Origin of the sequence: Pseudomonas sp. MYb60, assembly GCF_002979555.1 — a bacterium.
Lineage (GTDB): Bacteria > Pseudomonadota > Gammaproteobacteria > Pseudomonadales > Pseudomonadaceae > Aquipseudomonas.
Window position 1 is genome coordinate 77854 of sequence record NZ_PCOZ01000014.1, and the last position, 20834, is coordinate 98687.

25 protein-coding genes are annotated in these 20834 nt (G+C 57.3%); 4 read left to right on the forward strand and 21 right to left on the reverse strand.

Translation table 11 applies throughout. The features are described 5' to 3' along the window. Position 1: 1 nt before the first annotated feature. On the reverse strand, positions 2–952 hold the full coding sequence (locus tag CQ041_RS20670) for a DUF979 domain-containing protein (protein WP_105524108.1): 951 nt from the start codon (positions 950–952) through the stop codon (positions 2–4). Then, the gene (locus tag CQ041_RS20675) at positions 949–1665 is read right to left on the reverse strand and encodes a DUF969 domain-containing protein (RefSeq protein WP_105524109.1); all 717 of its coding nucleotides are present in this window, start codon (positions 1663–1665) and stop codon (positions 949–951) included. Before CQ041_RS20675 ends, CQ041_RS20670 begins: the two co-directional genes overlap by 4 nt. 335 nt (positions 1666–2000) lie before the next feature. On the opposite strand from CQ041_RS20675, the gene CQ041_RS20685 reads away from it, so the two are divergent. Both CQ041_RS20685 and CQ041_RS20690 read left to right on the forward strand, forming a co-directional pair. Beyond that, complete coding sequence (locus tag CQ041_RS20685; protein ID WP_105524134.1) at positions 2001–2633, forward strand: CatB-related O-acetyltransferase; 633 nt, start codon at positions 2001–2003, stop codon at positions 2631–2633. 16 nt (positions 2634–2649) lie between these two features. Next, a complete protein-coding gene (locus CQ041_RS20690) occupies positions 2650–4074 on the forward strand; it encodes a DHA2 family efflux MFS transporter permease subunit (RefSeq protein WP_146116081.1) in 1425 nt (474 codons plus the stop codon). Between the two features lie 24 nt (positions 4075–4098). Here CQ041_RS20690 and CQ041_RS20695 read toward each other — a convergent pair whose 3' ends face one another. Beyond that, positions 4099–4545, reverse strand: a complete 447-nt coding sequence (locus CQ041_RS20695; protein ID WP_105524111.1) for a hypothetical protein — start codon at positions 4543–4545, stop codon at positions 4099–4101. Positions 4546–4965: 420 nt separating this feature from the next. Between CQ041_RS20695 and CQ041_RS20705 the strand changes: the two genes are divergently transcribed. Continuing rightward, positions 4966–5316: a hypothetical protein gene (locus CQ041_RS20705; RefSeq protein ID WP_105524112.1), complete on the forward strand. Its 351-nt coding sequence runs from the start codon at positions 4966–4968 to the stop codon at positions 5314–5316. Between the two features lie 34 nt (positions 5317–5350). Here CQ041_RS20705 and CQ041_RS20710 read toward each other — a convergent pair whose 3' ends face one another. After that, complete coding sequence (locus CQ041_RS20710) at positions 5351–6121, reverse strand: hypothetical protein (protein ID WP_146116082.1); 771 nt, start codon at positions 6119–6121, stop codon at positions 5351–5353. 57 nt (positions 6122–6178) lie between these two features. Then, positions 6179–6604, reverse strand: a complete 426-nt coding sequence (locus CQ041_RS20715) for a cell wall hydrolase (RefSeq protein WP_105524114.1) — start codon at positions 6602–6604, stop codon at positions 6179–6181. Positions 6605–6828: 224 nt separating this feature from the next. Here CQ041_RS20715 and CQ041_RS20720 point away from each other — a divergent pair, with 224 nt between their 5' ends. Then, positions 6829–8835, forward strand: coding sequence for an acyltransferase family protein (locus tag CQ041_RS20720; protein ID WP_105524115.1), 2007 nt, complete (start codon positions 6829–6831; stop codon positions 8833–8835). Positions 8836–8882: 47 nt separating this feature from the next. On the opposite strand, the gene CQ041_RS20725 is transcribed toward CQ041_RS20720, so the two are convergent. From CQ041_RS20725 to CQ041_RS20800, 16 genes are all read right to left on the reverse strand, one after another. After that, positions 8883–9404: a tail fiber assembly protein gene (locus tag CQ041_RS20725; protein WP_105524116.1), complete on the reverse strand. Its 522-nt coding sequence runs from the start codon at positions 9402–9404 to the stop codon at positions 8883–8885. 17 nt (positions 9405–9421) lie between these two features. Then, positions 9422–10333: a hypothetical protein gene (locus CQ041_RS20730; RefSeq protein WP_105524117.1), complete on the reverse strand. Its 912-nt coding sequence runs from the start codon at positions 10331–10333 to the stop codon at positions 9422–9424. Between the two features lie 3 nt (positions 10334–10336). Then, positions 10337–10927 (reverse strand): YmfQ family protein, encoded by a 591-nt coding sequence (locus CQ041_RS20735; protein WP_105524118.1) that lies wholly within the window; start codon positions 10925–10927, stop codon positions 10337–10339. Between the two features lie 9 nt (positions 10928–10936). Further along, positions 10937–11974 carry a baseplate J/gp47 family protein gene (locus CQ041_RS20740; RefSeq protein WP_205898222.1) on the reverse strand — a complete coding sequence of 346 codons (1038 nt, stop codon included), beginning with the start codon at positions 11972–11974 and terminating at the stop codon, positions 10937–10939. A 20-nt stretch (positions 11975–11994) separates the two neighbouring features. Then, complete coding sequence (locus tag CQ041_RS20745) at positions 11995–12462, reverse strand: phage GP46 family protein (RefSeq protein WP_205898221.1); 468 nt, start codon at positions 12460–12462, stop codon at positions 11995–11997. Further along, on the reverse strand, positions 12462–12995 hold the full coding sequence (locus CQ041_RS20750) for a phage baseplate assembly protein V (protein ID WP_105524120.1): 534 nt from the start codon (positions 12993–12995) through the stop codon (positions 12462–12464). Before CQ041_RS20750 ends, CQ041_RS20745 begins: the two co-directional genes overlap by 1 nt. Next, positions 12988–14106 (reverse strand): phage baseplate assembly protein, encoded by a 1119-nt coding sequence (locus tag CQ041_RS20755; RefSeq protein WP_105524121.1) that lies wholly within the window; start codon positions 14104–14106, stop codon positions 12988–12990. Before CQ041_RS20755 ends, CQ041_RS20750 begins: the two co-directional genes overlap by 8 nt. Continuing rightward, the gene (locus CQ041_RS20760) at positions 14099–15349 is read right to left on the reverse strand and encodes a DNA circularization protein (protein WP_105524122.1); all 1251 of its coding nucleotides are present in this window, start codon (positions 15347–15349) and stop codon (positions 14099–14101) included. Before CQ041_RS20760 ends, CQ041_RS20755 begins: the two co-directional genes overlap by 8 nt. Before the next feature lie 12 nt (positions 15350–15361). Continuing rightward, a complete protein-coding gene (locus tag CQ041_RS20765) occupies positions 15362–17047 on the reverse strand; it encodes a phage tail tape measure protein (protein WP_146116083.1) in 1686 nt (561 codons plus the stop codon). A 100-nt stretch (positions 17048–17147) separates the two neighbouring features. Continuing rightward, a complete protein-coding gene (locus CQ041_RS20770; RefSeq protein WP_025858882.1) occupies positions 17148–17450 on the reverse strand; it encodes a hypothetical protein in 303 nt (100 codons plus the stop codon). Further along, positions 17450–17818: a phage tail tube protein gene (locus tag CQ041_RS20775; protein WP_033901755.1), complete on the reverse strand. Its 369-nt coding sequence runs from the start codon at positions 17816–17818 to the stop codon at positions 17450–17452. Before CQ041_RS20775 ends, CQ041_RS20770 begins: the two co-directional genes overlap by 1 nt. Positions 17819–17841: 23 nt before the next feature. Beyond that, positions 17842–19314 (reverse strand): phage tail sheath subtilisin-like domain-containing protein, encoded by a 1473-nt coding sequence (locus CQ041_RS20780; RefSeq protein ID WP_105524124.1) that lies wholly within the window; start codon positions 19312–19314, stop codon positions 17842–17844. Further along, a complete protein-coding gene (locus CQ041_RS20785) occupies positions 19311–19499 on the reverse strand; it encodes a DUF2635 domain-containing protein (RefSeq protein WP_105524125.1) in 189 nt (62 codons plus the stop codon). Before CQ041_RS20785 ends, CQ041_RS20780 begins: the two co-directional genes overlap by 4 nt. Next, complete coding sequence (locus CQ041_RS20790) at positions 19496–20050, reverse strand: hypothetical protein (protein WP_105524126.1); 555 nt, start codon at positions 20048–20050, stop codon at positions 19496–19498. Before CQ041_RS20790 ends, CQ041_RS20785 begins: the two co-directional genes overlap by 4 nt. A gap of 2 nt (positions 20051–20052) precedes the next feature. After that, positions 20053–20385, reverse strand: coding sequence for an electron transfer flavoprotein (locus CQ041_RS20795; protein WP_146116084.1), 333 nt, complete (start codon positions 20383–20385; stop codon positions 20053–20055). Between the two features lie 15 nt (positions 20386–20400). Then, complete coding sequence (locus CQ041_RS20800; protein WP_105524128.1) at positions 20401–20754, reverse strand: DUF2190 family protein; 354 nt, start codon at positions 20752–20754, stop codon at positions 20401–20403. Positions 20755–20834 lie beyond the last annotated feature (80 nt).

Genomic DNA, 20834 nt, shown 5'->3' on the forward strand with positions numbered 1-20834 from the left:
CTCACATCAGCAGGTAAAGCAGCACGATATTGACCAGCAGCATCATCAGCGCCGTCGGCAGTTGGGCCTTGATCACTGCGTTCTTGTCCGGCAATTCCAATAACGCCGCCGGCACGATGTTGAAGTTGGCCGCCATCGGGGTCATCAGCGTACCGCAGTAGCCGGAGAACATGCCGATGGCCGCCATGACTGCCGGGTTGCCGCCGTAGATCCCCACCAGCACGGGTACGCCGACACCGCCGGTCATGACCGGGAACGCGGCAAAGCCGTTACCCATGATCACTGTGAACAAGGCCATGCCAAGCACATAGACCATCACGGCGACCAACTTGAAGTCCAGGTTGATATAGGTGGTCGTGACATGGGCCACGGCGGTGCCGACGCCTGCTTCATTGAACAGCAGCCCGAGCATGGCCAGCATCTGCGGCAACACCATGGCCCAGCCGAGGGCTTCGGTGAGGCGACGGGATTCGCGCAGGGCTTGTACCGGCGTATCGCGGGTCAGCCAGCAGGCCAGGCCGAGGGCGATCAGGCAGCCGATGCCAAGGGAGACGAAGGTGGTGTTCTTGGGGTCCAACAGGGGCACCCCACCGATCTCGGTGTGCTTGAGCAACACCGAGCCGATCACCGTGGTCAGGGGAATGGCCAGCGCGGGAATAAATAGTTTGTGCCCCAGGCGCCCGGCGCTGGCGCGAGACGCCTTGTCATGCAACTCGACATGCTTGCCGCGACCCACGCCGCCCAGGCCGGCAATCAACGCCATCACCACCACGCCGCAACCGATCACCACCGACGGCAGACGCTCGCCTACCAGGAACGGCACCGCAAACAGCAACCAGAACATTGCACTTGACCAGCGCTTGGGATGGGTCTTGTCGAGCACGATCATGCCGGCGGTGATCACCAGCAACACACCGGCCAGCCAGTACAGGTATTGGATGGAAATGATCATTGCACGGCCTCCACTGGCGCGGCGGCAGCGGTCAGCTCACGGGTGAGGCGGCGGTCGAATCGATGCAGCCGGATGGCGTGGACAATGAACGCACAGATCGCCGTGGGAATGCCCCAGACCGCGATGTGCAACGGTTCAACATCGATGCCAGAGCCGAGCAGGAAGGTGTGCATCAGTGCAATTGCGCCAAAGGCGACGAAGATGTCCTCGCCGAAAAACAGCCCGACATTATCGGTCGCCGCGCACATCGCCAGCACCTTGTGACGAACTTTATCCGGGAGTTTGCCGTAGCGTTTTTCCGCCGCGCCTTCCGCCATGGGGGCCAGCAACGGGCGCACCATCTGCGGATGTCCGCCCAGGCTGGTCAAGCCCATCGCTGCCGTGGACTCGCGCACAAACAGGTACATGATCAACAGACGCCCGACGGTGGCGCGCTCGAAGCGTGCGATCCAGTTCTGCGCATGCAGGCGCAGCCCATGCCGCTCCAACAGGCCGATGACGGCCAGGGGCAACAACAGGATCAATTGCAGGGCACGGGTCTGAAGGAAACCGTCGCCCATGGTGGCGAGGATTTTCTCCAGCGGAAACTGGGCGGCAAGCCCGGTAGCGATGGCGGCGGCAGTGACCACCAACAGCGGATTGAAGCGCAAGACGAAGCCAACCACGATCACGAGTACGCCGATCAACGGCCATAGGTTCACAACAGTTTGCATGACGGAGAGGTCCTTGGAATGCGCGATGCGGCGCCATGAGAGCAGGATGTGAACAAAGGGTTCACAGCAAGGAGTGGCGTGCAATCGGCTCGGTTTTTTTATTGTTGACCCGGAAGGTCGAGCGTCAGTGGCGGCAACTTTGCTGCCTGGGACAGGAGGTGTCCAACAAGAAAAACTGTTGCTGCACACCAATAAATTTTGTCGGCATCAGCCGTCAGATTCGTTGACCGCGCGCACCGGTGACACAGCAGGCAATCAGGCCACTTTGATCTTGCATCAACCCCCCGCTTTGCTCAGGATGGCGCACTGATTTGAAGATCTGCAAAGGCCAAGGCATGAAGCTATTGCGTAAATGGCGCGAACATCAGCAACGCAAGGCGCTGAGAGCGCTGAGCCCGCTGGAACGCTCTACCCAGAAACTGCGAAACCGTTACCCCCAGTACAGCTTTGGCCTGGGCACCTATGGGGAGCCAAAAGTTCACGATTGGAACGAGGGCACCACGCTGCGCGTCGGTGCCTACACGTCCATTGCGGGGGACGTGGAGATCTACCTGGGCGGCCATCATCGCACCGACTGGCTGAGTTGCTACCCCTTCCCGGCCAAGGTCAAGGCACTGGCCCACATCAGCGATTTTGGCGGCAGCAACGGCGACGTCAGCATCGGCAACGACTGCTGGATCGCCTCCCACGCGATCATTCTGTCGGGCATCATCATCGGTAATGGCGCCGTCGTGGCGGCCGGGTCGGTGGTGACAAAAAACGTCGAGCCCTACTCCATCGTCGGCGGCAATCCGGCCAAGCATATCCGTTGGCGCTTTGATGAGCCGACCCGCCAACTCCTCGACCAATCCGCCTGGTGGGACTGGCCAGAGGCCGAGGTGCGCAGCGTGGCGCACCTGCTGTGCAGTGCGGATCTCGAGCCGTTCGTTGACTACCTCAAGCAGCGTCCGCTGACGACTGCACACTGAAACAGGGGCTGCGCCGGTGACCACTCCACAACCCGACACCGAATCCGGCCTCAGCCTGCAGACTCGCCTGATCGCATTGGTGGTGGCCGTGACCTTCTTCATGGAGAACCTCGACGCCACGGTGATCGCCACCGCGCTGCCCACCATGGCCGCTGCGTTCGGGGTGACGCCGGTGGACATGAACATCGGCATCACCGCCTACATCCTGGCCGTGGCGATTTTCATCCCGCTGTCCAGTTGGGTGGCCGATCGCTTTGGTGCGCGGCGTGTATTCGCGGGCGCGATCATTGCGTTCACCCTCGCCTCGTTATTGTGCGGGCTGAGCCAAAGTCTTGAAATGTTCGTGTTTGCCCGGGTCCTGCAAGGTATCGGCGGCGCGCTGATGGTGCCCGTCGGGCGACTGGCGGTACTGCGCAATACCGATAAAAAAGACTTGGTGAGCATGATCGCGATCATCACCTGGCCCGGCCTGGTGGCGCCGATTCTCGGGCCATTGGCGGGAGGCCTGATCGTGACGCACGCCTCATGGCCATGGATTTTCTACGTGAACCTCCCGCTCGGCGCCCTGGCCCTGATCGCTGCACTGTGGCTGGTGCCGGAAGGTCGCGAGGCGACCATACGCACGTTCGACGCCAAGGGTTTTGTGTTGCTGGCAGGCGCCTGCGTTGCGCTGTTGGGCGGGCTGGAGTGGCTGGGCAGCCAGTCGGGCGAGAGCCTTATCGCCGGCTTCGCCGTGGTGGCCGCAGGGGTGCTGCTGGCGGCGTGGGCCGTGCGGCATTGCCGGCGCCACAGCGACCCATTGCTGCCGCTGGAAACCCTGTCTATCAACACGTTTCGCGTGAGCGTCTTTGGCGGCTCGTTGTTTCGCCTGGCCATCAGCGCCTTGCCGTTCCTGCTGCCCTTGCTGTTCCAGATCGCCTTTAGCCTTTCGCCCGTGGACGCGGGCTTGCTGGTGCTCGCGGTGTTTGCCGGCAACCTGGCAATGAAACCGTTTACCACCGCCATCATGCAGCGCCATGGGTTTCGCAAAGTGCTGCTGGTGAATGGGGTGATTGGCGTCGCGTCCATCATGGCGTGCGCGCTCTTCAGCGCACAGACGCCATTTGCCGTGATTGCAGCGGTGCTGTTCGTGGGCGGGCTGTCGCGCTCGATGCAATTCACCTGCTACAACGCCATCGGCTTTGCTGATGTCGCCAAGGCGCGCATGAGCGAGGCCTCGGCGCTGTTCAGCATGTCTTTCCAACTGGCGATGGGCTTGGGTGTGACGGTGGCGGCGCTGCTCCTGCGGGCATCCATGACCCTGCAAGGGCATGACGCCCAGGCACAGGTCGCGGATTTTCGGGTGGCGTTTGTCGGGGTGGCGCTGTTGGGCGCGCTCGCGCTGGGAGACGTGTACCGATTGCCGATGACGGCAGGAGAACGTGTGCTGAAGCGCGACTGAGCCCGCTCAACACACCTCCAGGGCTCAAGCGGTGGTGCTGACCATCGAACCGGCCGTCTTCCTACCCTCGGCCACGACAGCCTGCAACAGCGCCGACGTCACGGTCTGCAGGGCCGCCGTAGTGGCCGCAATCTGGGATTGCGCCGCGGCAACCGCTGCGGCCTTGGCGTCCTCGCTCTGATTGCTGGACTGCGCCTTCTGCAAGGCTTGCTGCTGCTGTTGCAACTGCTTCTGCAACTGCTCGATCTGCTTCTTCAACTGCTTGATCGTATCGGATTCCTGCGAGCTGGAAGACGCATCAGCGCCGCCACTGACGCCGGCAGCGCCTTTGGCATTATCCTTCGTACTGACGGTCAGGCCGCCGGTGCTGCCGGTGCCTTTGGTAGCGTCTGTATCAGTGGACGTCGCGCTGGAAGTGGCGACACCTTGAGTACTTGCGACTGCGGCGGGACCGCCAATGTTGATAAGCATGCCAAATGTCCGAAAACAAGGAAGTGCTCCTTGCATCGGCCGGGGTGGCGGAAACTTGAGAGGGGTGTCGGGTTTTCCGTAGGATAAATCCCAGATAACAAAAAAGGGCCCACCTTTCGGTGAGCCCTTCTAGACCGCCCAGCAGAGCGGATTTTGTTTGGTAGGCGCGATTGGACTCGAACCAACGACCCCCACCATGTCAAGGTGACCACGAAACGGACTCAAGCATCTGATCTATAAGGTAAATATACCCTTTTTCTGCGCTTCTAAAACAGACAATAAGCTCTATAAGAATCAATAACTTAGCGTTGGATATTCCTACAGTAGTACCCCTCTCCGGCGTCCTGCCGACGAACACCACTCCCAAAACTGATACACCTCAACTACTGTATGTGCATACAGAATTTGAGTTAACCCACCATGAACATCGACGAAGACACAGCGGCGTGGCTTGGCTGCCCTACGCCTCTGGAAATGTACAAGCACCAATGCGCCCTGCTGGAGGACGAACTCACTCAGACACAGGTCCATCTGCGCAAGGCTCGAGCGAATATTGCAGGATTAGTCCGGCTCAGCGATGACCTGGCCACCGGAAAATCGGCTGCCGAAGCATCGCTCAAGAAAGCCTTGGCCGAAGTCGGCGCGCTGAATCGGGAAAACTCAGAAATGGACAGGCGCATAAACGGCCTGCTGAGTGTGGCCGAACAACGCGACCACCTGTTCAGGGAGAATCAGCGGTTGCTGATGGAGGTGAAAGCGAACGCCGACTGAGTCGGCGTCATGGAGAGGAAGTACAGCAAATAATTTATTTGGCCTTGATGGCCGCTACGAGTCGATCCGCGATTGCTTTCATCCCGTAATCCTTTGGATGGGAGTCAACGCCGGTATGCTCGAAATCAACTGTTTTGCGGTCGGTATTATTAGGGTCTGTGTAAATGTCGCCGATGTACACGTAGGTACCTCCGGCAGATTCACAGCGCCGCTTAATTACTCGGTCTTTCCAGTTCGATTGCCACCACGTCGATACGCAGTAGATCTGCGCAGGACTCTTCTTAATGTCACTCAACAGGTCTCCGTAAGCAGACCAGAAGTGATAAAGGTTAATAACGGACTGAAACTTTTGTTTTTTGTTCAGATCTACATTGTCGCCGAGTTGAACGATCACTGATTTCGGATTCTTGGAAAGAACAGAGGCTAGCGATTCGATATGACTTTGAGTGACGCCGTCGTCTGACTCAAAAGGATAAAAGTTCCTCGCATATGCGTTATCAGTACTTATACCAAGCTCTCCTAACGTCACGTGCACGTAGTCGGTAGACTCGTACTTAGAGGCCATTCCGTGGGAACCGTACCAGCCTAATGCGGCGCTGGCAGGATGAAACGTTAGGCTATTTCCAACAAATACAATATCTGTTTGAGCTGGTTCTTTAGGTGCTTCTACTGCCTGAAATTCCTTCTTAGGCTGACATGCAGAAATGCAAAATAAAACCGATAACAAAGATATAGAACAAATTGCTCTTGCGAAACCAACTGGATACTTCATTAGTAAAATCAATCCCTCGTAGAAGATTTTCATTCTACATGCCTACCCATGCAAAGGCCATACAGCTTGCCTTATCATTGTTTATGGATGTCAAGGAACATCCTTGAAAAAAACATGACGCCCCAGGGTCAGTGTCTGCTTTGCCTTACCCGCCCAAATCGGTGGCTTCAGCATCGTTGTCGCGTAGTAATGCGTGGCCCCGCCGGTTGGATCCGGCACTGCGCCGGACATTACCTGATCGGCAGCCGACTGCGCCTGGGCAAACTGTGCAACAGGGATTGCTTTGTCGCCGCTGAGATACGCGTAATTAGGGTCATTCTGGTTCCAACAGCTGAACTGCCAAGGCTTCAGGCAAACGCCGGCGTAACCCTCTCCCCACCAAGACTTCGACTTCCCATCGAAAACACGATTTCGGATTGTCCAAGCTACTGCTATTTGCCCCCCGAGGCCTTCGCCGCGCGCCTCCCCCCACAAAGTTCGAGCTAGGACGTCTCGATCTCTCTCAGATACGGTCATGCTTCTCTCCTGGCTGCGATAGCCCGCTTACCGCGGGCCTGATGGTTGTACGGATGATCAAATCGTCAGGCTGCTCAACACCAATGCAGCAAGGCCTGGCTACTCCATGTATCAGCGCCCTTACCGTAAGGTGCGCAGTCGGATACAATCCCGCCGCTCGATTTTTATGAAAAAAACGAATTACTTATGAGACTCACTATTTACTTTGGGGCTAGCGCGGTTAGATGAAAGAACTAAAAACAGAACATCATTTAAGCCATCCCAAATATAGGCCGGACATTGATGGCCTTCGGGCCGTAGCGGTATTAGCGGTAGTAATATTCCATGCATTCCCTGCACACCTCAAGGGCGGCTTCATTGGCGTAGATATCTTTTTTGTAATCTCAGGATTTTTAATTACAACTATCATTCTTGGCAGCCTCAACAAAGGAAGCTTCAACTTTATTGAGTTTTACGCCAGACGAATAAAACGAATATTTCCAGCCCTGCTAATTATTTTAATATCTTGCTGCGCCGCAGGCTGGTTCCTGTTACTGGCTGATGAATATAAACAACTCGGCAAGCACCTTGCGGCTGGATCAGTGTTCATTTCTAATTTTGCACTTAGACAGGAAAGCGGTTATTTCGACAACTCGGCTGAAACAAAACCACTACTACATCTTTGGTCGCTTGGCATCGAAGAGCAATTTTACATTATTTGGCCACTACTACTGTACACCGCTTGGAGGGCAAGACTAAATCCTTTGGCCGTCATAGTGATTGCGGCCGCAATATCTTTTGCTTTAAACATTTCCAATGTTCGGACCAGCGGATCTTTCACTTTCTACTCACCACAAACTAGATTTTGGGAACTGTTAATTGGATCAGCACTAGCATATATAACCTTGAACAAAGAGGCGGCTCTAACAACGCTTAGAATGCCTGCTATGATCCGCGAAAAAGGCACGGAAGTTTTGTCTGCGCTTGGCTTTATAATGCTTACGGTTGGTTTCTTGCGGATCAGCGAAAGCAGACCTTTCCCTGGTACCTGGGCCTTGCTCCCAACGCTAGGCACCGCATTGATCATCGCGGCCGGGCCAAAAGCCTGGCTGAACAAAAAAATCTTATCAAACCGTTTGATGGTGTGGATTGGTTTGATCAGCTTCCCTTTATACCTGTGGCACTGGCCAATATTATCCTTTGCTCACATTGTTGAAGGGGCTTTGCCTTCAAGAAATATTCGCATAATCGCTGTGCTAGTAGCGATCACTCTTGCCTACGCCACATACCGGATAATTGAAAAACCGATTAGAAAACATGAAAACAGCAGAAAAATAGTTTTAGTATTGGTCAGTTTCATGATACTAACAGGACTGGCTGGATTCAGCATATTTAAGAACGAAGGTTACGTCTCTCGACTTGATGACCGCGCCCAGTTTTCAGCGTATTTCAAAAACGATTCTCCAGAATGGCCGTATATGGAGCGAACGGACCTACTGAGCAAATATAATGACCAATGCAACTTTTTCAATATTCCGCGATTTCGTGAAGGAAAAGCGACAACTATTCCTGTTAGCAGCATCCCCAGTACGTGTTACGAAAAAAATAGTTCTAGCACTAAGACGCTTTTCATTTGGGGTGATTCCCACGCTCAGCACTTATACTACGGCCTGAGCAAAAATCTCCCTAGCGACTGGCAAATACTTCAGGTAGCTAGTTCTTCCTGCCCAGCTAATCCTCACGCGACGGCGCCTTCCGCCACCGACTACTGCGAGCAATCTAATTGGTTTGCAATCCAGGCAATCAGCAAAGCAAAGCCAGACGTTGTGTTAATCGGTCAGGACTGGGGGCATGACATTGGAAAAATGCAAGAGATTACTGAAAAACTTAAATCAATTGGCGTCAAGGGAATTATCTTCACCGGACCCGTTCCCCACTGGAGTTCAGATCTTCACAAGATAGTCCTTAAGTCCCTGTGGGAAGATACTCCTAGCCGAACAATGACCGGCCTGAATAAAGACTTCATCGAAAAAAATGATGACCTCAGGAAACGATTTAACATCTACGGCGCGAACTATGCTGACATCATTAACTTGATGTGCGACAACGCCGGCTGCCTGACCTACATAGGCAATGACAAAAAAGAAGGCTTAACTTCCTGGGACAAATCACACTTTACGCCAGTGGCATCAAACTACGTCGCAGAGCACCTATTAGCTAAACTAGTAACAGAGGTCGATAAACAGAAATAATTACCCACTCAGAAGCCCGCAAATTCGGACCTCTGAGCCACTGTCATCTAAATCGGTTGGTCAGGCCAAGCAATATTATGTGGAAAGCCTGACTGACTTGGAACGTCATCGACGTCAACGCGATACTCCTTCCATTTCTTCAACAACGCGGCCTTCTCAGGAGTCGACCTTCCAAGGTCAGCTGCGTCCTGGAGTGGAGCGATCCGAACCGCTGCAGTGGCCAAGAGGCTGTCACGTTTTGATAGTGCGGCCGCTGACAACTCTTCTTTGGATTTCGGCGGCCGCTCAACTAAAATTGGGCGACCCTCAGGATCGGCCGAAATCAAAAGCCCCGTAGATTGCCCGTCGAGCAGAGAAAGGTACTCTGCATCGGTTATTTCGACAGCATCACCTGGAATGCTTTTTCCGTGCATTTCGATCGAGTAAAAGCCTGAGGTGCTCGTGGCATAAAATTTAGCACTCAGCAGCGACAGATACTCACTATCAGACAGTTCCACGGCGTCTGCCGGTAAATCATCTGCAGGATATTCGGCTGGATAAAAACAGACTTCAATTTTCGAATAAAACATCGTCTTCTCCAGATTAATTAGGCGCCAACGGCAAGCCAGCAAACACCGGCGGCGGTCACGCCGGTGCCGGATGAACTGTTCGCGCCGACAGATATCACGCTATTACTCTTCCTGAATGCAGTACCACTCCAGGTTCCAGTGCCCGAGGTAGCGGTACTGCTCTGAGCCGTCGCGATGGCCGAATAGAACGTATTGGGAAATGCGATAGGCAGCGTCACATCCAATATCTGGTCGTCTCCGACGTTCGCCCAACCCCACTGAATGATCAGGCTACCCAGCCACTCTGGCAATTTGATGTAACCGTTAACTGCTTTGGTGGTGGAAAAACCGCTGCCCAACTTGAGCGGGGTTACTGCAGTAAGGTCGTTGGCTAGGGCGTTCACTAGAGCTAGGGTGGCAATCTTCAGGCCGCCGCTTACCGTTTCGCTCGCCTGACCAACTGAGGCGATTGGATCTAGCAATACGAAGTCCACACCGTCATACATGACATCTGAGACCTGATCGGCAAAAAACACCGCGGCTACCTTCGCGCCGGCAGCATCGTACTGCTTGAGAGGCTTGGGCCCTTTGGCAGATACGTTGAGCGTTGGATTCAAGCCGGACGATACGCTGAACTTCACGTTAAAACGCTGAGGGGCCGCGTATGAGGGGATTGCGGGTGTTGGCGTCAACGTCAGGGCCGTCGAGGTACCAGAAGTGGTGAAAGCGGTAGCCTTCTGACCTTGTGCCAGCTTGTAAATTGCTTGAAGCACCTGGTCCTGCGTTCCCTTCACAGGAGATACACCCGCAGCAGTGAGCAAGCTTATGAGCTCTTCCTGAACGTCGTTAAGAAAATCGTCCGTAACCACCGTCGCCTGGACTCCGCCGACAGGATCCCCCTCGGTGAATTTACCGTCGACCGTGGCGCCAGGCCCGTCAATTCTGTGCATGCGTCAATCTCCGTACGCGAAGAGCGCGATCGTGTGCGCTGGCTTCAATTGATTTATTTTGCATTCCAGTGTGTCGTTGCCCCAGGTGCGAAGCCTCTCGCCGGCAGCGGAAACGCCAGCGCGGAACGAAATAACTGATGTTTCAGGAGCGCGGATCAACCAGGTGAAAACCCAGTCGCCGTTCGTAAGCGCATCACCTGCGCGAGAGAGACCGGCCCGGAAGGGGCGATACTCCTCGATGGTTACCGTGTAACCGAGCACGCCAGCCAGTTCTATGAAGTAGCCCGCAGACTGGCCGCCTGTGCTGGATAATTTCGCTAGCAGAGCGTTCTTTCGGCCCTGAAGTGTCTCTTCCAGCACTCCAGCGCATTTGTCGGGGAGCCCTGCAACCCTCTCCCAGTCGCTCAACATCTCGCTGGTGGTGGCAGGGTTGGCCTCCATTGGAAGCGCTTCACCCCGGCCATCTACCCGGGCCAGTTCAATCGACATACCATCAAGCAGGCCGTGAAGCGTGGTACCAGATTCTCGCGGGAAAGCTTGTCCAGGAGGCAGCAGCGTTTTCAGCTGCTCCAGGTAGTCGGCAGCTGTCGGCATTACGCCTCCTTAAAAGCTGGAGAAGGTTATGGTGCCGGGCACTGCCATGTGTCCGGTGGCGTGCGCCACGTCCGCAGTCGGGGCCGTAATCTGGTTGTCCGCTTCGCCAGCCGCGATAGAAACGGCCTCGCGCAGGCGGCTGATTAATGTCGGACTGCCCGGTTTCGAGTCGCGGACGATCAGGTCAGCGACTTCTGCTCGGACTGCAGCCTGGACAGCCGCCGTGTTCGGCGACAACTTCACCGCCATATTGAGCGGATCCGCCACAGGAGCTGCGACAAACACCTCTGCGGTCACCGGGCGTCGTGCATCAATGTAGGCCTGAACCTCTGCGACCTTTGCCGCTTCCGGGATGATGTCGTCTTCGCCATCACATACGAACAAGACCGTCACAGTCCCGGCGCCCATCTGAAGTGGGTAAACCCAAACCCGGGTGACGCCTGGCACCTCAAGAGCCCAAAGCTCATAGTCTGAGGCTGCGCCGCCGTGCGGCGGCTGCCTGATACGCTTCAGTAGCCGACTGAGCAGCTGGGCGTCCGTCTCAACATCAAGACCGCCATCTATGTCCGTGGCCGCAGACCCGGTCGATTGAACGCCGGCTACTGGAGATAACAGAAACAGTGGCGTTCCTGCCTGCGCGTCGCCGTCAGCGCCCGCCTCTACGGCGACAACAGTAGGCTGGAGCGTGACATCAGTGAACACCGCATCAGCCAGGACGCGGTACTGCACGCCATCTTGCCGCTGTAGGATTGTCCCGGCCGGAAGCGTCGACCCGATTGCGCCGGAAAGCAGCCCGGCACCCGTCGAGTAATCAGCGGCCTTGCGAAAGACTTTCCAGATTGCTGCCCAGCGCTCGAGGTATTCCTTCTCGGCAGTGTCGATGATCGCCTGCTTGGCAGCCCACTCAAGGAAGCCGTAGAGCATGTGCACTGCGCCAGCCTCAGACCGGGCGAGGATCCCCAACAGCGAGCGGCGTAGCACTGCGCTTTGCACGCCGGTTACGCGGCCGCTGATGTCGGTAGTAACCCGGTCAATGAGCTCAGGCAAGGTTGGTCTAGCAAATGGCATCAGGCAGCCCTCTTGCCGGCCTGCGCCGACCATTCATAGTTGTATCGGTAGCGAACGGCCGGGCCGGTCGGGCGATAGATATCGATAACGAGCAGCATCACGCCACGCGAGTGATATGAAGCGGCGACCTCGATCGTCGTGGCCACCACGTCATCAATCATCCAGGCCAGGGCGTCTCGGCAATATTGCTCGGCGCGGCTCAACGTTTGCGGCAGTTCTTTTTCCCTGGCCAGCAGCCAGAGCAGCGAGCCCGTCTGGTCGGTCGCCGAGGCGTTTGTAAGATCTCCCCAGTAGCCGCGTAAATCGTCCTGATCATATTCGGGCGGGATCTGCTCAGCACTGGCGCGGCGATCAGTAAATAGGCTGATGATCACCGCAGTTTCAAGGCCGTCATCGCGCTCAAGGTCGAAACCAAACAGCACCAGGTCTCCGCCGAACTCGGTCATTACCATTGCGGCGTCAGCCATTAAATGGGCGCTCCCGTGTTTGCGGATCCGACCAACACCCCGTTATGTTGGTGGGTGCTGCCGATGTTTTTCCCGTTGTTTGTAACTGTGCCGGTGGATTCAATGTTCCCCTGGATCTTCACGTTGCCGACCATTTCAATCTCGCCGATCAGCTTGATGGTCGGGGCCTCAACCTCTGCATGCTGAACAGCCGTGACCTTGACCATTTCGCGCAGCAACTCAACTTTGTTGCCGAGGTCGTCGTACATCGCGACCTCGCCAGCCTTCAGGGTGATGCGATAGCGGCGGTCATCTACCACAAGTACGATGATCTGCTCTCGGTTCCCGCCAACCGAAGCCGCCGCCACATCACCGCCGGTGGGATGGCTGGTGAAGCCGTAGTTCTGCATATGTTCGACGCCATCGCGCAGCTCGCCCTTCAACAGTTCAATCTGCAGCTGTTGCCGGCCATTCGAATCGTTGACGCCGCGCAGGACGCCACGGCCAAACATCATCATTACGCGGTTGCTGAGATCGCGAATTGGGTTACCCATCTTTCTTGTCCTCTTCCCCGATTGCTTCCGCCCAAATATTCCGACCGCCCTTTTTCCCTGATTTGCCTTTCTTCGAATCGGGAGGCTCTGGCGAAAAGGCTTGTGGGCTGACGATGTCGAGCTTGGTAGTGGTACCGCCCTCGCCCCGCTCGTAGGTGGCCTGGCGGATAATCATTTGCCCGTCCATGCGCAACCATGGCGACTTGACCTGGACCAACATTCCAGGCTCCCAGATAGGGCCGCCCGGTGTTTGGCGCCAGCCCTGGACGGTTATAGAAGCTGATGCCGATTTTCCCAGCCGACTATTGGCCTCCCACGTGGCTCTCTCCTGTGCGCTGGCATTCGATCCTCCAGACTCAGCAACGATCAGCATGGGCCGATAACGGCTGATCCCACTGTCACTGGCGCCGCCCTCGATATGTGCCTCTGTTCCTCCCTCGCTGTTGGGACTGTATGCGGCCTGCCCCTTTACCAGGTAATTACGGAACCGCTGGCTATGGTCGATGCTGCCGGTGGCACTGAGGATGTTTTCACCCTGAACCAGTCCGACGGCGGCCCGCTTGTTACCCGCCCTGGTGATCAGTAGGCCGCCGGCGCCATCCGTCGTCAGCAATAGGCGTCTCTGCTTGGCGTAACGCTCAATTGCTTCGAACGCTGTTTCGCCCTGCTGCAGTTTGCAGACCGTGAATGGAGCGCCCACCGGTACATCAGCCGAAACGCCGACGCCGAATGGCTGGGCCAAGACCTGGGCGAAGCGCAATAGGTCAATGTTCTTCCACTCGTCCGGCGTGTGCACGGCACTACAGTCGATCAGGTCCGATGTCCGGTCGCGCCCTTGGATATTGATGGTGTGGTCATTCGCACTGAACGAAGGCTTGAAGATGTCGGCATAGCCAACCACCATCGTTATTCCGCCGAGACGGACTTCGCACTTATCGCCAGGGAGGATGGGCCAGGGCTCAACTTGAGCACCTCTGCCCTCCTGCCCTTCCCAGCGCTCCGTAAGGGTCACAGTGAACGCGCCAGAGGAAGCATCAACCGCGCGCGTTACTCCAACCTGGGTCCATCCCGCGTAATTCATGCCGTTGACCAGCAGCTCAAGGTCATCCATTTGCAAGAACCTCAAGCTGTTGACCACCGATCAGGAAGCCTGGGCGGCGCGGGTCGTTGCGCAACACGATATCCTCGGCCCTGCTGGCGTCACCGTAGAGCTGATAAGCAACAACGAGAGACGGCAGCGTCTGCCTGGGCGAGAATGTCGCGAGTCGGGGCAAATCCTGCTCAGGATCCGGAACGGCCTGAACCACCGCGGTCCTTAAGTCGGTAACCGCGACATATACGAGGTCGTTACTGGTCGACTCGCTCTCCTCATCCAACCTGTCGGAAAGCTCAGTACGCGCCGCAATGGCCGCCTCGTAGCTATCGTATTTAGTTGGTTCGGAGGTTGTTTTTGTGCCGCCGTTGGAAACATCCTCAGTTGCCTGCGTGACCACTGCGGCGACAGCAGCCTCAGAAATTGCAGCCTGACGAACGAGCGCGGAAACGGCGCTGGTGTTCCTCACGACCTGCTGACGGCTCGGCGTAGCAGAAGATGATGCATCATCGGAGCTTGGGAAATACTGGCTGTACAGACTCATCAGCATTCCAAACGCGCTGCTGCCAAACGCTGACCGGATGCTGCTGATAGCGTCAACGACCTGGCCAGCGAACTCGAGCGGGGCCTGGATAAGATTGAACGCATCAGAGCCGATGCCTTTGACCTTGTCGTAGTAGTCGGATACTGCCTGTATGTCGCTTGAAACGATGAACTCAGGCGAGCTAAGAAAGTCGCTCAGGCCCTTTATCTGTGTAGTGGCGGCGTCGGCGACGAAGGCCGGATAGCCCTTCGTGAGAAAGTCGGCCACGAAATTTTCTTTAGCCGACTCGGTGACTTCGCCGGCTTTCGCGCTGATCGCATTTACGCTGTCGACCTTGGCAGAGGGGTAAGACGCCTCGCCCGCCTCGAGGAAAGTCATCGAGATCGTGCATTTACCGCCCTCGTCCGAGGATTCGCCGACATTGAGCCCCCGACAGACCACCGTCAACTCACCCCGGTACGGGTGAACCAACACTCCAGGGCCTGCTTGCTCGCAGACTTTGATCAGCTCTTCCCGGGCGACATCGTATTCTTTGCCCAGCAGGTAGCCGGTGATACTGAACTCTCGCGACTTACGGCCAAGGTCTTCTGTATAGGGAATATCGCGCTCGGCCGCCTCGTGTACTGCCTGGCGCCGGCCGTGACTGCTGTCTGCCGTAGCCACAAAAAAGCCCACGCCGCGAAAGGTCGCGGCGCGGTAGTTGTCTCGCCAAGCCATAGGGAACTCCGGTTACGGGGCCATCATCGAGTAACCGATGTCGGTATCGAATGTCGCTCCCTGGCTGCCCTCGGTTTTCACCTTGGACCCTGCTGGGACGTTGTTCAGGTCGACCTGCACCCTTACTGCCTGCTCAGGAGGGGCCATCTGCTGAACAGCGTCCCGGCCGATCTGCGCAGCGCGCCGACCAAGGTCGGTATCTGCACCGCCGGTGGATGCAGAGGGCGATCCGCCTTCAGTACCACCGCCGACACCGGCGCCATCAATGCCAAGTAATTTCTTGGCCCAATCGGGTAAGCCGTTCTTGATGGCGGCAACAGCCTCGGTGATCTTGCTGCCGAGGATGGCGCCCAGGTCCCAGCCTGTCAGGTACTTGATCAGGCCGTTGAAGCCCTCCATCATCAAAGTGATGGGGTTGTATTCCTTCCACAGCTTCCAGATGCCGTTGATTATTCCGTCACTGAAGGCCGCCTTAACGCCCGCCCATTTCTCTTCGAAGAACCCGACGATGTTGTTCCAGTTCTTGTAGATGACGTAGGCCGCGGCGCCAATTGCCACGATCGCCGCCAGGAACCAGCCGACTGGCGTGAGAGTGATAGCCAACCCGAGCCCCTTCAGGGCCAGCGCCAGGTTCAGCACCGCCATCAGGAAGCCGCCACCGATGTACAAGCCCAGTGCCGTGAATATCAGGTTGGCCGTGCCGAAGGTGTCGGAAAGCGAACCGAATATCTCGATCACCGGCTGAACACCGTCGTACAGGTCGCCAAGAAAGCCGGTGACACGTTCGATGTTGCCAGGCAGGTTTTCGGCAAATGCTGTGGCGAAAGCCTCAATCTGTGGCCTGTATTTGACGATGGTCTCGATCAACCTGCCGCCCAACTTGTTCAGTTGCGGTACCAAGCTGCTACCAATCGTATTACCGACGCCACTCAGTGCCGCATGTATCGTGTCTAGGGTATCGCCGAATACCTCGCCCTCACGGACAGCATCATCCGAGATGACCACGCCCAGACGACGCGCCTCGTCTGACATTTCCTTGAGCCCCGCACTACCACCGCGAATCAACGGCAGAAGCTCTGTAGCGCTCTTGCCGAAGATCTTCACGGCCGCCTGAGCCTGCAGGGACGGGTCTTTGATCTTCGAGATTCGATCAACGAAGGTGTCGAACAGAGCATCGGAGCTCTTCAGCTTGCCGGATGAATCCTTGATGTTGATGCCCAGGCCTTTGAACATTTGCGAAAGCTCTTTCGAGCCCGCCGTTGCTGCGCCGATGTTGATTTGCATCTTCTGCAGCGCACCGCCAAGTGTTTCCGCTGACGATCCGCTGAGCTTCGCTGCAAAGCTAAGCTCCTGGAATCGCTCGCGGCTGATGCCGGTACGCTCGGCAGTATCACCAATTGCGCCCGTTGCATCAGCGAAACCCTGAAAAAACATGTTCAGCGCAGCGCCTGTGATTCCCAGCGTGGCCCCGAGCCCCAGCAGCCTCCGGGTGCTTGAAGCAACCGCACTACCCACGCCGCCGATCGCACCGCCTACGTTCTTCAGGCTGTTCGCGAAAATCGGCAGGCCGGTACGATCAAGCGCACCGGCAATTCCAGCGCTCGCCGCTTTGACCTTGCCGAAGATCCCACGCAACGGCGCCGTGATCTTGTCCACGGCCGCGATGATGACGTTTAGGGAGTATCCTTTGTCTGCCATCCAACCCACTCCTCGGTGCGCTCAAGCCACCAGTTCAGCTCGTCGAAATCCATTTCCATGACTTCCGACGGCTGAACGCTCATAACTTTGACGACGACGGTTACGCCTCCTTCCCACCCCCGAGGTGCTTCAGCAAAAAATCCCGGGCCTCGCCGATGACGGCGGCTTGATCGTCCTCGCTCAGCTCGTCGAGCAACGCAGGGGGGTGGCCAACCATCTTGGCCCCGAGGTCAATCAGCGTGGCAAAGTCCATGTCCGCGCCGCCGTTGCCCTTGCCATCCGAAGTGATGCGCAACGCATGGCCGCGCAGGTATTTCAGCTTGCGGGTCACGGTCAACTCAGTGAACGTGTCCTTGCCGAACGTGATTTGCTCGGCGAGTTGAATCGTTTTTTCCTTTGCCATTACGAGATTTCCTCGGCAGAGATGCCTTCGAAGCGGCAAGCGATGTTGCCTTCTTCGGTGTTGCCGGTGCCCTCACCTGCGTACCAGGCCTCACTCAGGGTGATGACCTTGCCGTTGGCAAGTTCCAGCGTGATGGTTGCGTCATCGAGCGTGACCAGATCTTCAAGGCTCAGCTCGTTGCGATCGGTGATCTCACCCTCAATAAATGGAATCTGAGGGGTTTCCTTGTAGCCGTGGACAACGTCGGAGCCCACCACGCCTTCGCGCTTTGGCTTGCCGAGGTTGTAAGTGAAAGCGCCCTTGGCGAAGTAAATGTCGCCGTTGACCTTCAAGGCGATGAGTCCGCCAATACGGTTTTTTCCTGCCATGTTCTTTCTCCTGGCAATCGCCGTTACAGGCGGAACTGAATTTTGTTGGCGACGATTCGCAGCTGGTTGACCAGGTCAGGCGGGATCAGCAGATCCAGGCGATTTGGGTCGCTCTCGTTACGCTCGGCGATCAGGTTGGCCTTGAAGTCTTCCATGTTCTCCACCAGACCCAGACGCTCCCACTCACGGAACTTCGAGACCGCCTCGGCCTTCATCACCACCGGCGTTACCACTGGCTGCCCGACGCCGTAGCGCGTGCCATCATTGGCAAGCTTGTGCCGCGGGTACTTGCGCAGGATGTAGTCGCGCCAGTCATGGCGGATATACATCAAGGTGAACAGCGTTTCGCTGTCCAGGTAGCTGATGTCAGCGCCACCGGCGGTGTTGGTTTTGTAGGTGGTGATCAGGCGCTCAACAACCATGGTTCCGTCGTTGTTGACCTTGCTGGTCGCGATACCGTCGAACAACAACAGGTTCCGTTCCTGGTTAGTGAACTTGTCCGCGGTGGCGGGCGCCAAGCACCAGGCGTACTGAAGATTTTGGATTGGCCGGGCCGGATCGATGGCGGCGTAGAGAGCAGCGATCGCCATGGTCTCGGCGGCCTTCTCGTAGGTCGGCATCGGCTCGTCGTTGGCCATCATGACGACCAGGTGCTGACTATTGTGGCTGTCGCCGAGGGTTCCAAGGGAGCCTTGAGTGCCGCGCGCCGCTGTGAAGGCGTGGGCCTCGATTTCACGATCCCAGGCAAAGCGGCTGTTCAGCTCAGTCTTCACCGTCGCAAGGGTTGCCGCATCGGTATATGCCAGCCCCCAGACCTGGAACCACTCATCACCCAGAGCCGCCAACGCCGAACCAAGGTCTGGGTTTCCAGAGCCGCCGGTGAAAGCGCTGATGGTGACCGCGACACCGCTAGGCAGTACCTGGCCGGTGTAGTAGTTCACACGGGCGTTCAAGCTGTTTCCGGCCTCGCCTTTATGGCGGCTGGTCAGCGTAACGGTACCTGTCGCGGCGGTGGCCGTTACTGGCATGTCATCTGCGGCCGTGATTGCCGCGACCACAGATGCCGCGATGACGGTTGCGGTGTCGGCACTGATCACGCCGACAGAAACGCGACGCCCGGCGATCATCAGCTCAATGGTGCCGGATGCTGTGGCGGGGCCGGTGAACGCCAGCGTGGCGGCGGCTGCTACGCCTGCTGGATTATCAACCACCGGCATCACTTGTAGCTCGGTGTAGGTATCGATCGCCATCGCCGCGCGAACCATGCCAGCCAGCATCGAGCCCTTCCCGAACTGAACGTCTGCCTGGGCCGGGCTGGTGATGCGGATCAGGGTGTTGGCAGCGGCAGCGCCGGCGGCCAGCTTCTGACCAATCAGCAGGCGACGGTAGCTGACCGGCTGAGGGCCGCGCACCGCCTTGCTGTTGTCGATCTCGCTGTAGACACCAGGCTTGCGAAGCGCGCCGGCACCAGGAATCGTATCCATTCCGATGGTCATTGTTTTTCACCCTTGGTTTCGGCCGGTACTACAGCCTCTTTGATAACGACGTCACCGGCCTTTCCCTTGCGGATCCAGTAACTGTTGAGTTCCACAGACAAGCCTTCTGGCTTGATCTGCTCATAGGTGTCGGGGTGACGCACCAGACGGCCCTCGGCCGGTTTCACGAGCACGCGCGTGGTCATGGATTCAGGTCCTCGATGATGGTTTCTGCGCGATCAGCCGGATTCGGCTGCGCGTTGCCCAGGCTGTATTCGGTCTTAACCGACTTCAGGTGTGGCAGGCTTTGGTTGAACAGGTCGTCAGGGTGACGATCAAAATATTCAGCGTCGAAGATGAGGCGGCACGCGCCCGTAAGGTGCTCCGACTGATCCAGCAGAACCATGCGCGAGCGCACGTACTGCAGGTCATTCACCGTATCGCCGAGCGTGTCGTCCATGAGCAAGAGGCGCTCTACCTGGCGAGCCAGCGTGTCGAGGGTGTCATCCAACGCTTCGTTGCCTTCGGCGTGTATTTCCACCACCAGCTCCACGCGGCGCCTGTATTCCTTGGGAGCCTGGTTAAAGATCTCTGCCGTTTCGTCCATCGTGTAAACGATGATCGCCGGCAACTCGCTCTGCCAGCCGTTGGAAATGAGCGGCGCCACCCGGCTGGCATAAACGCTTGCCCCCGCATTGGTGGCACCCAGCAGCACCGCGACGGCCTGCTTGCGGATCAGTTCTCGTGGGTGAGCCATATTCAAACCTTGCGAAGGAACAGCGTCACACCCGCCACTCCATCGGCCTGCACGTCATGGATTTTGTATAAAACGCCCCGCGCCTGGACGCGATCACGGTTCGTAGGCTCGTTCGGCAAGTCAATCACCCGAACCCCGAGGACGGGGTTGTTAGAGGACACCGGCGCGCCAGTCTCAGGATCGACGGTAACGTGGGCACTATCGAACACCGCCTGTGCCAGCGGCACACCAGGCGCAACACCATCGGTCAGCCAGTAAACAGCGCCCAATGGATCAAGCGCTGCTGTCGGCTCACTGAAGGCGCGGATCGAAACGCCGAGCATGCGCTGGGCCATTGAGGCCCAGCCCATTTACGCCACCGCCGCCGGCGCGGATACGCCGTTCAGGCGGCAGGCACCCGTGGCGGATGGGTTAGTAGCAACCTCAGTCGCCATACCCACCAACACCAGGCCGGTGGCCGACACGTTCGTCAGGGCGCGGCTGGTGGTGTTCATGTAGATCGGGTCACCGATCGCCCAGGCCTGAGCGCTGATCTTGTTCAGGCCGAACACGCCGTCGAGCTTGAGCACCACCGGGGCAGCGGCAGCTTCAGTAGTAGCAGCCACGCCGACAATCGAACCGACTTTGTAGAGCTCGCCCGAAACAGTGCCGCCGGCTGGTGCTGGAACAGTCAGGCAGTCGCCGTGCTGGATGAAAGTCTTCATGCAAGGTCCCCTTTAGAGACAAGAACTGAAAAACAAAAAGGGCGCCACACGGCGCCCTTTTGGGTTTGGATCGAACGCCT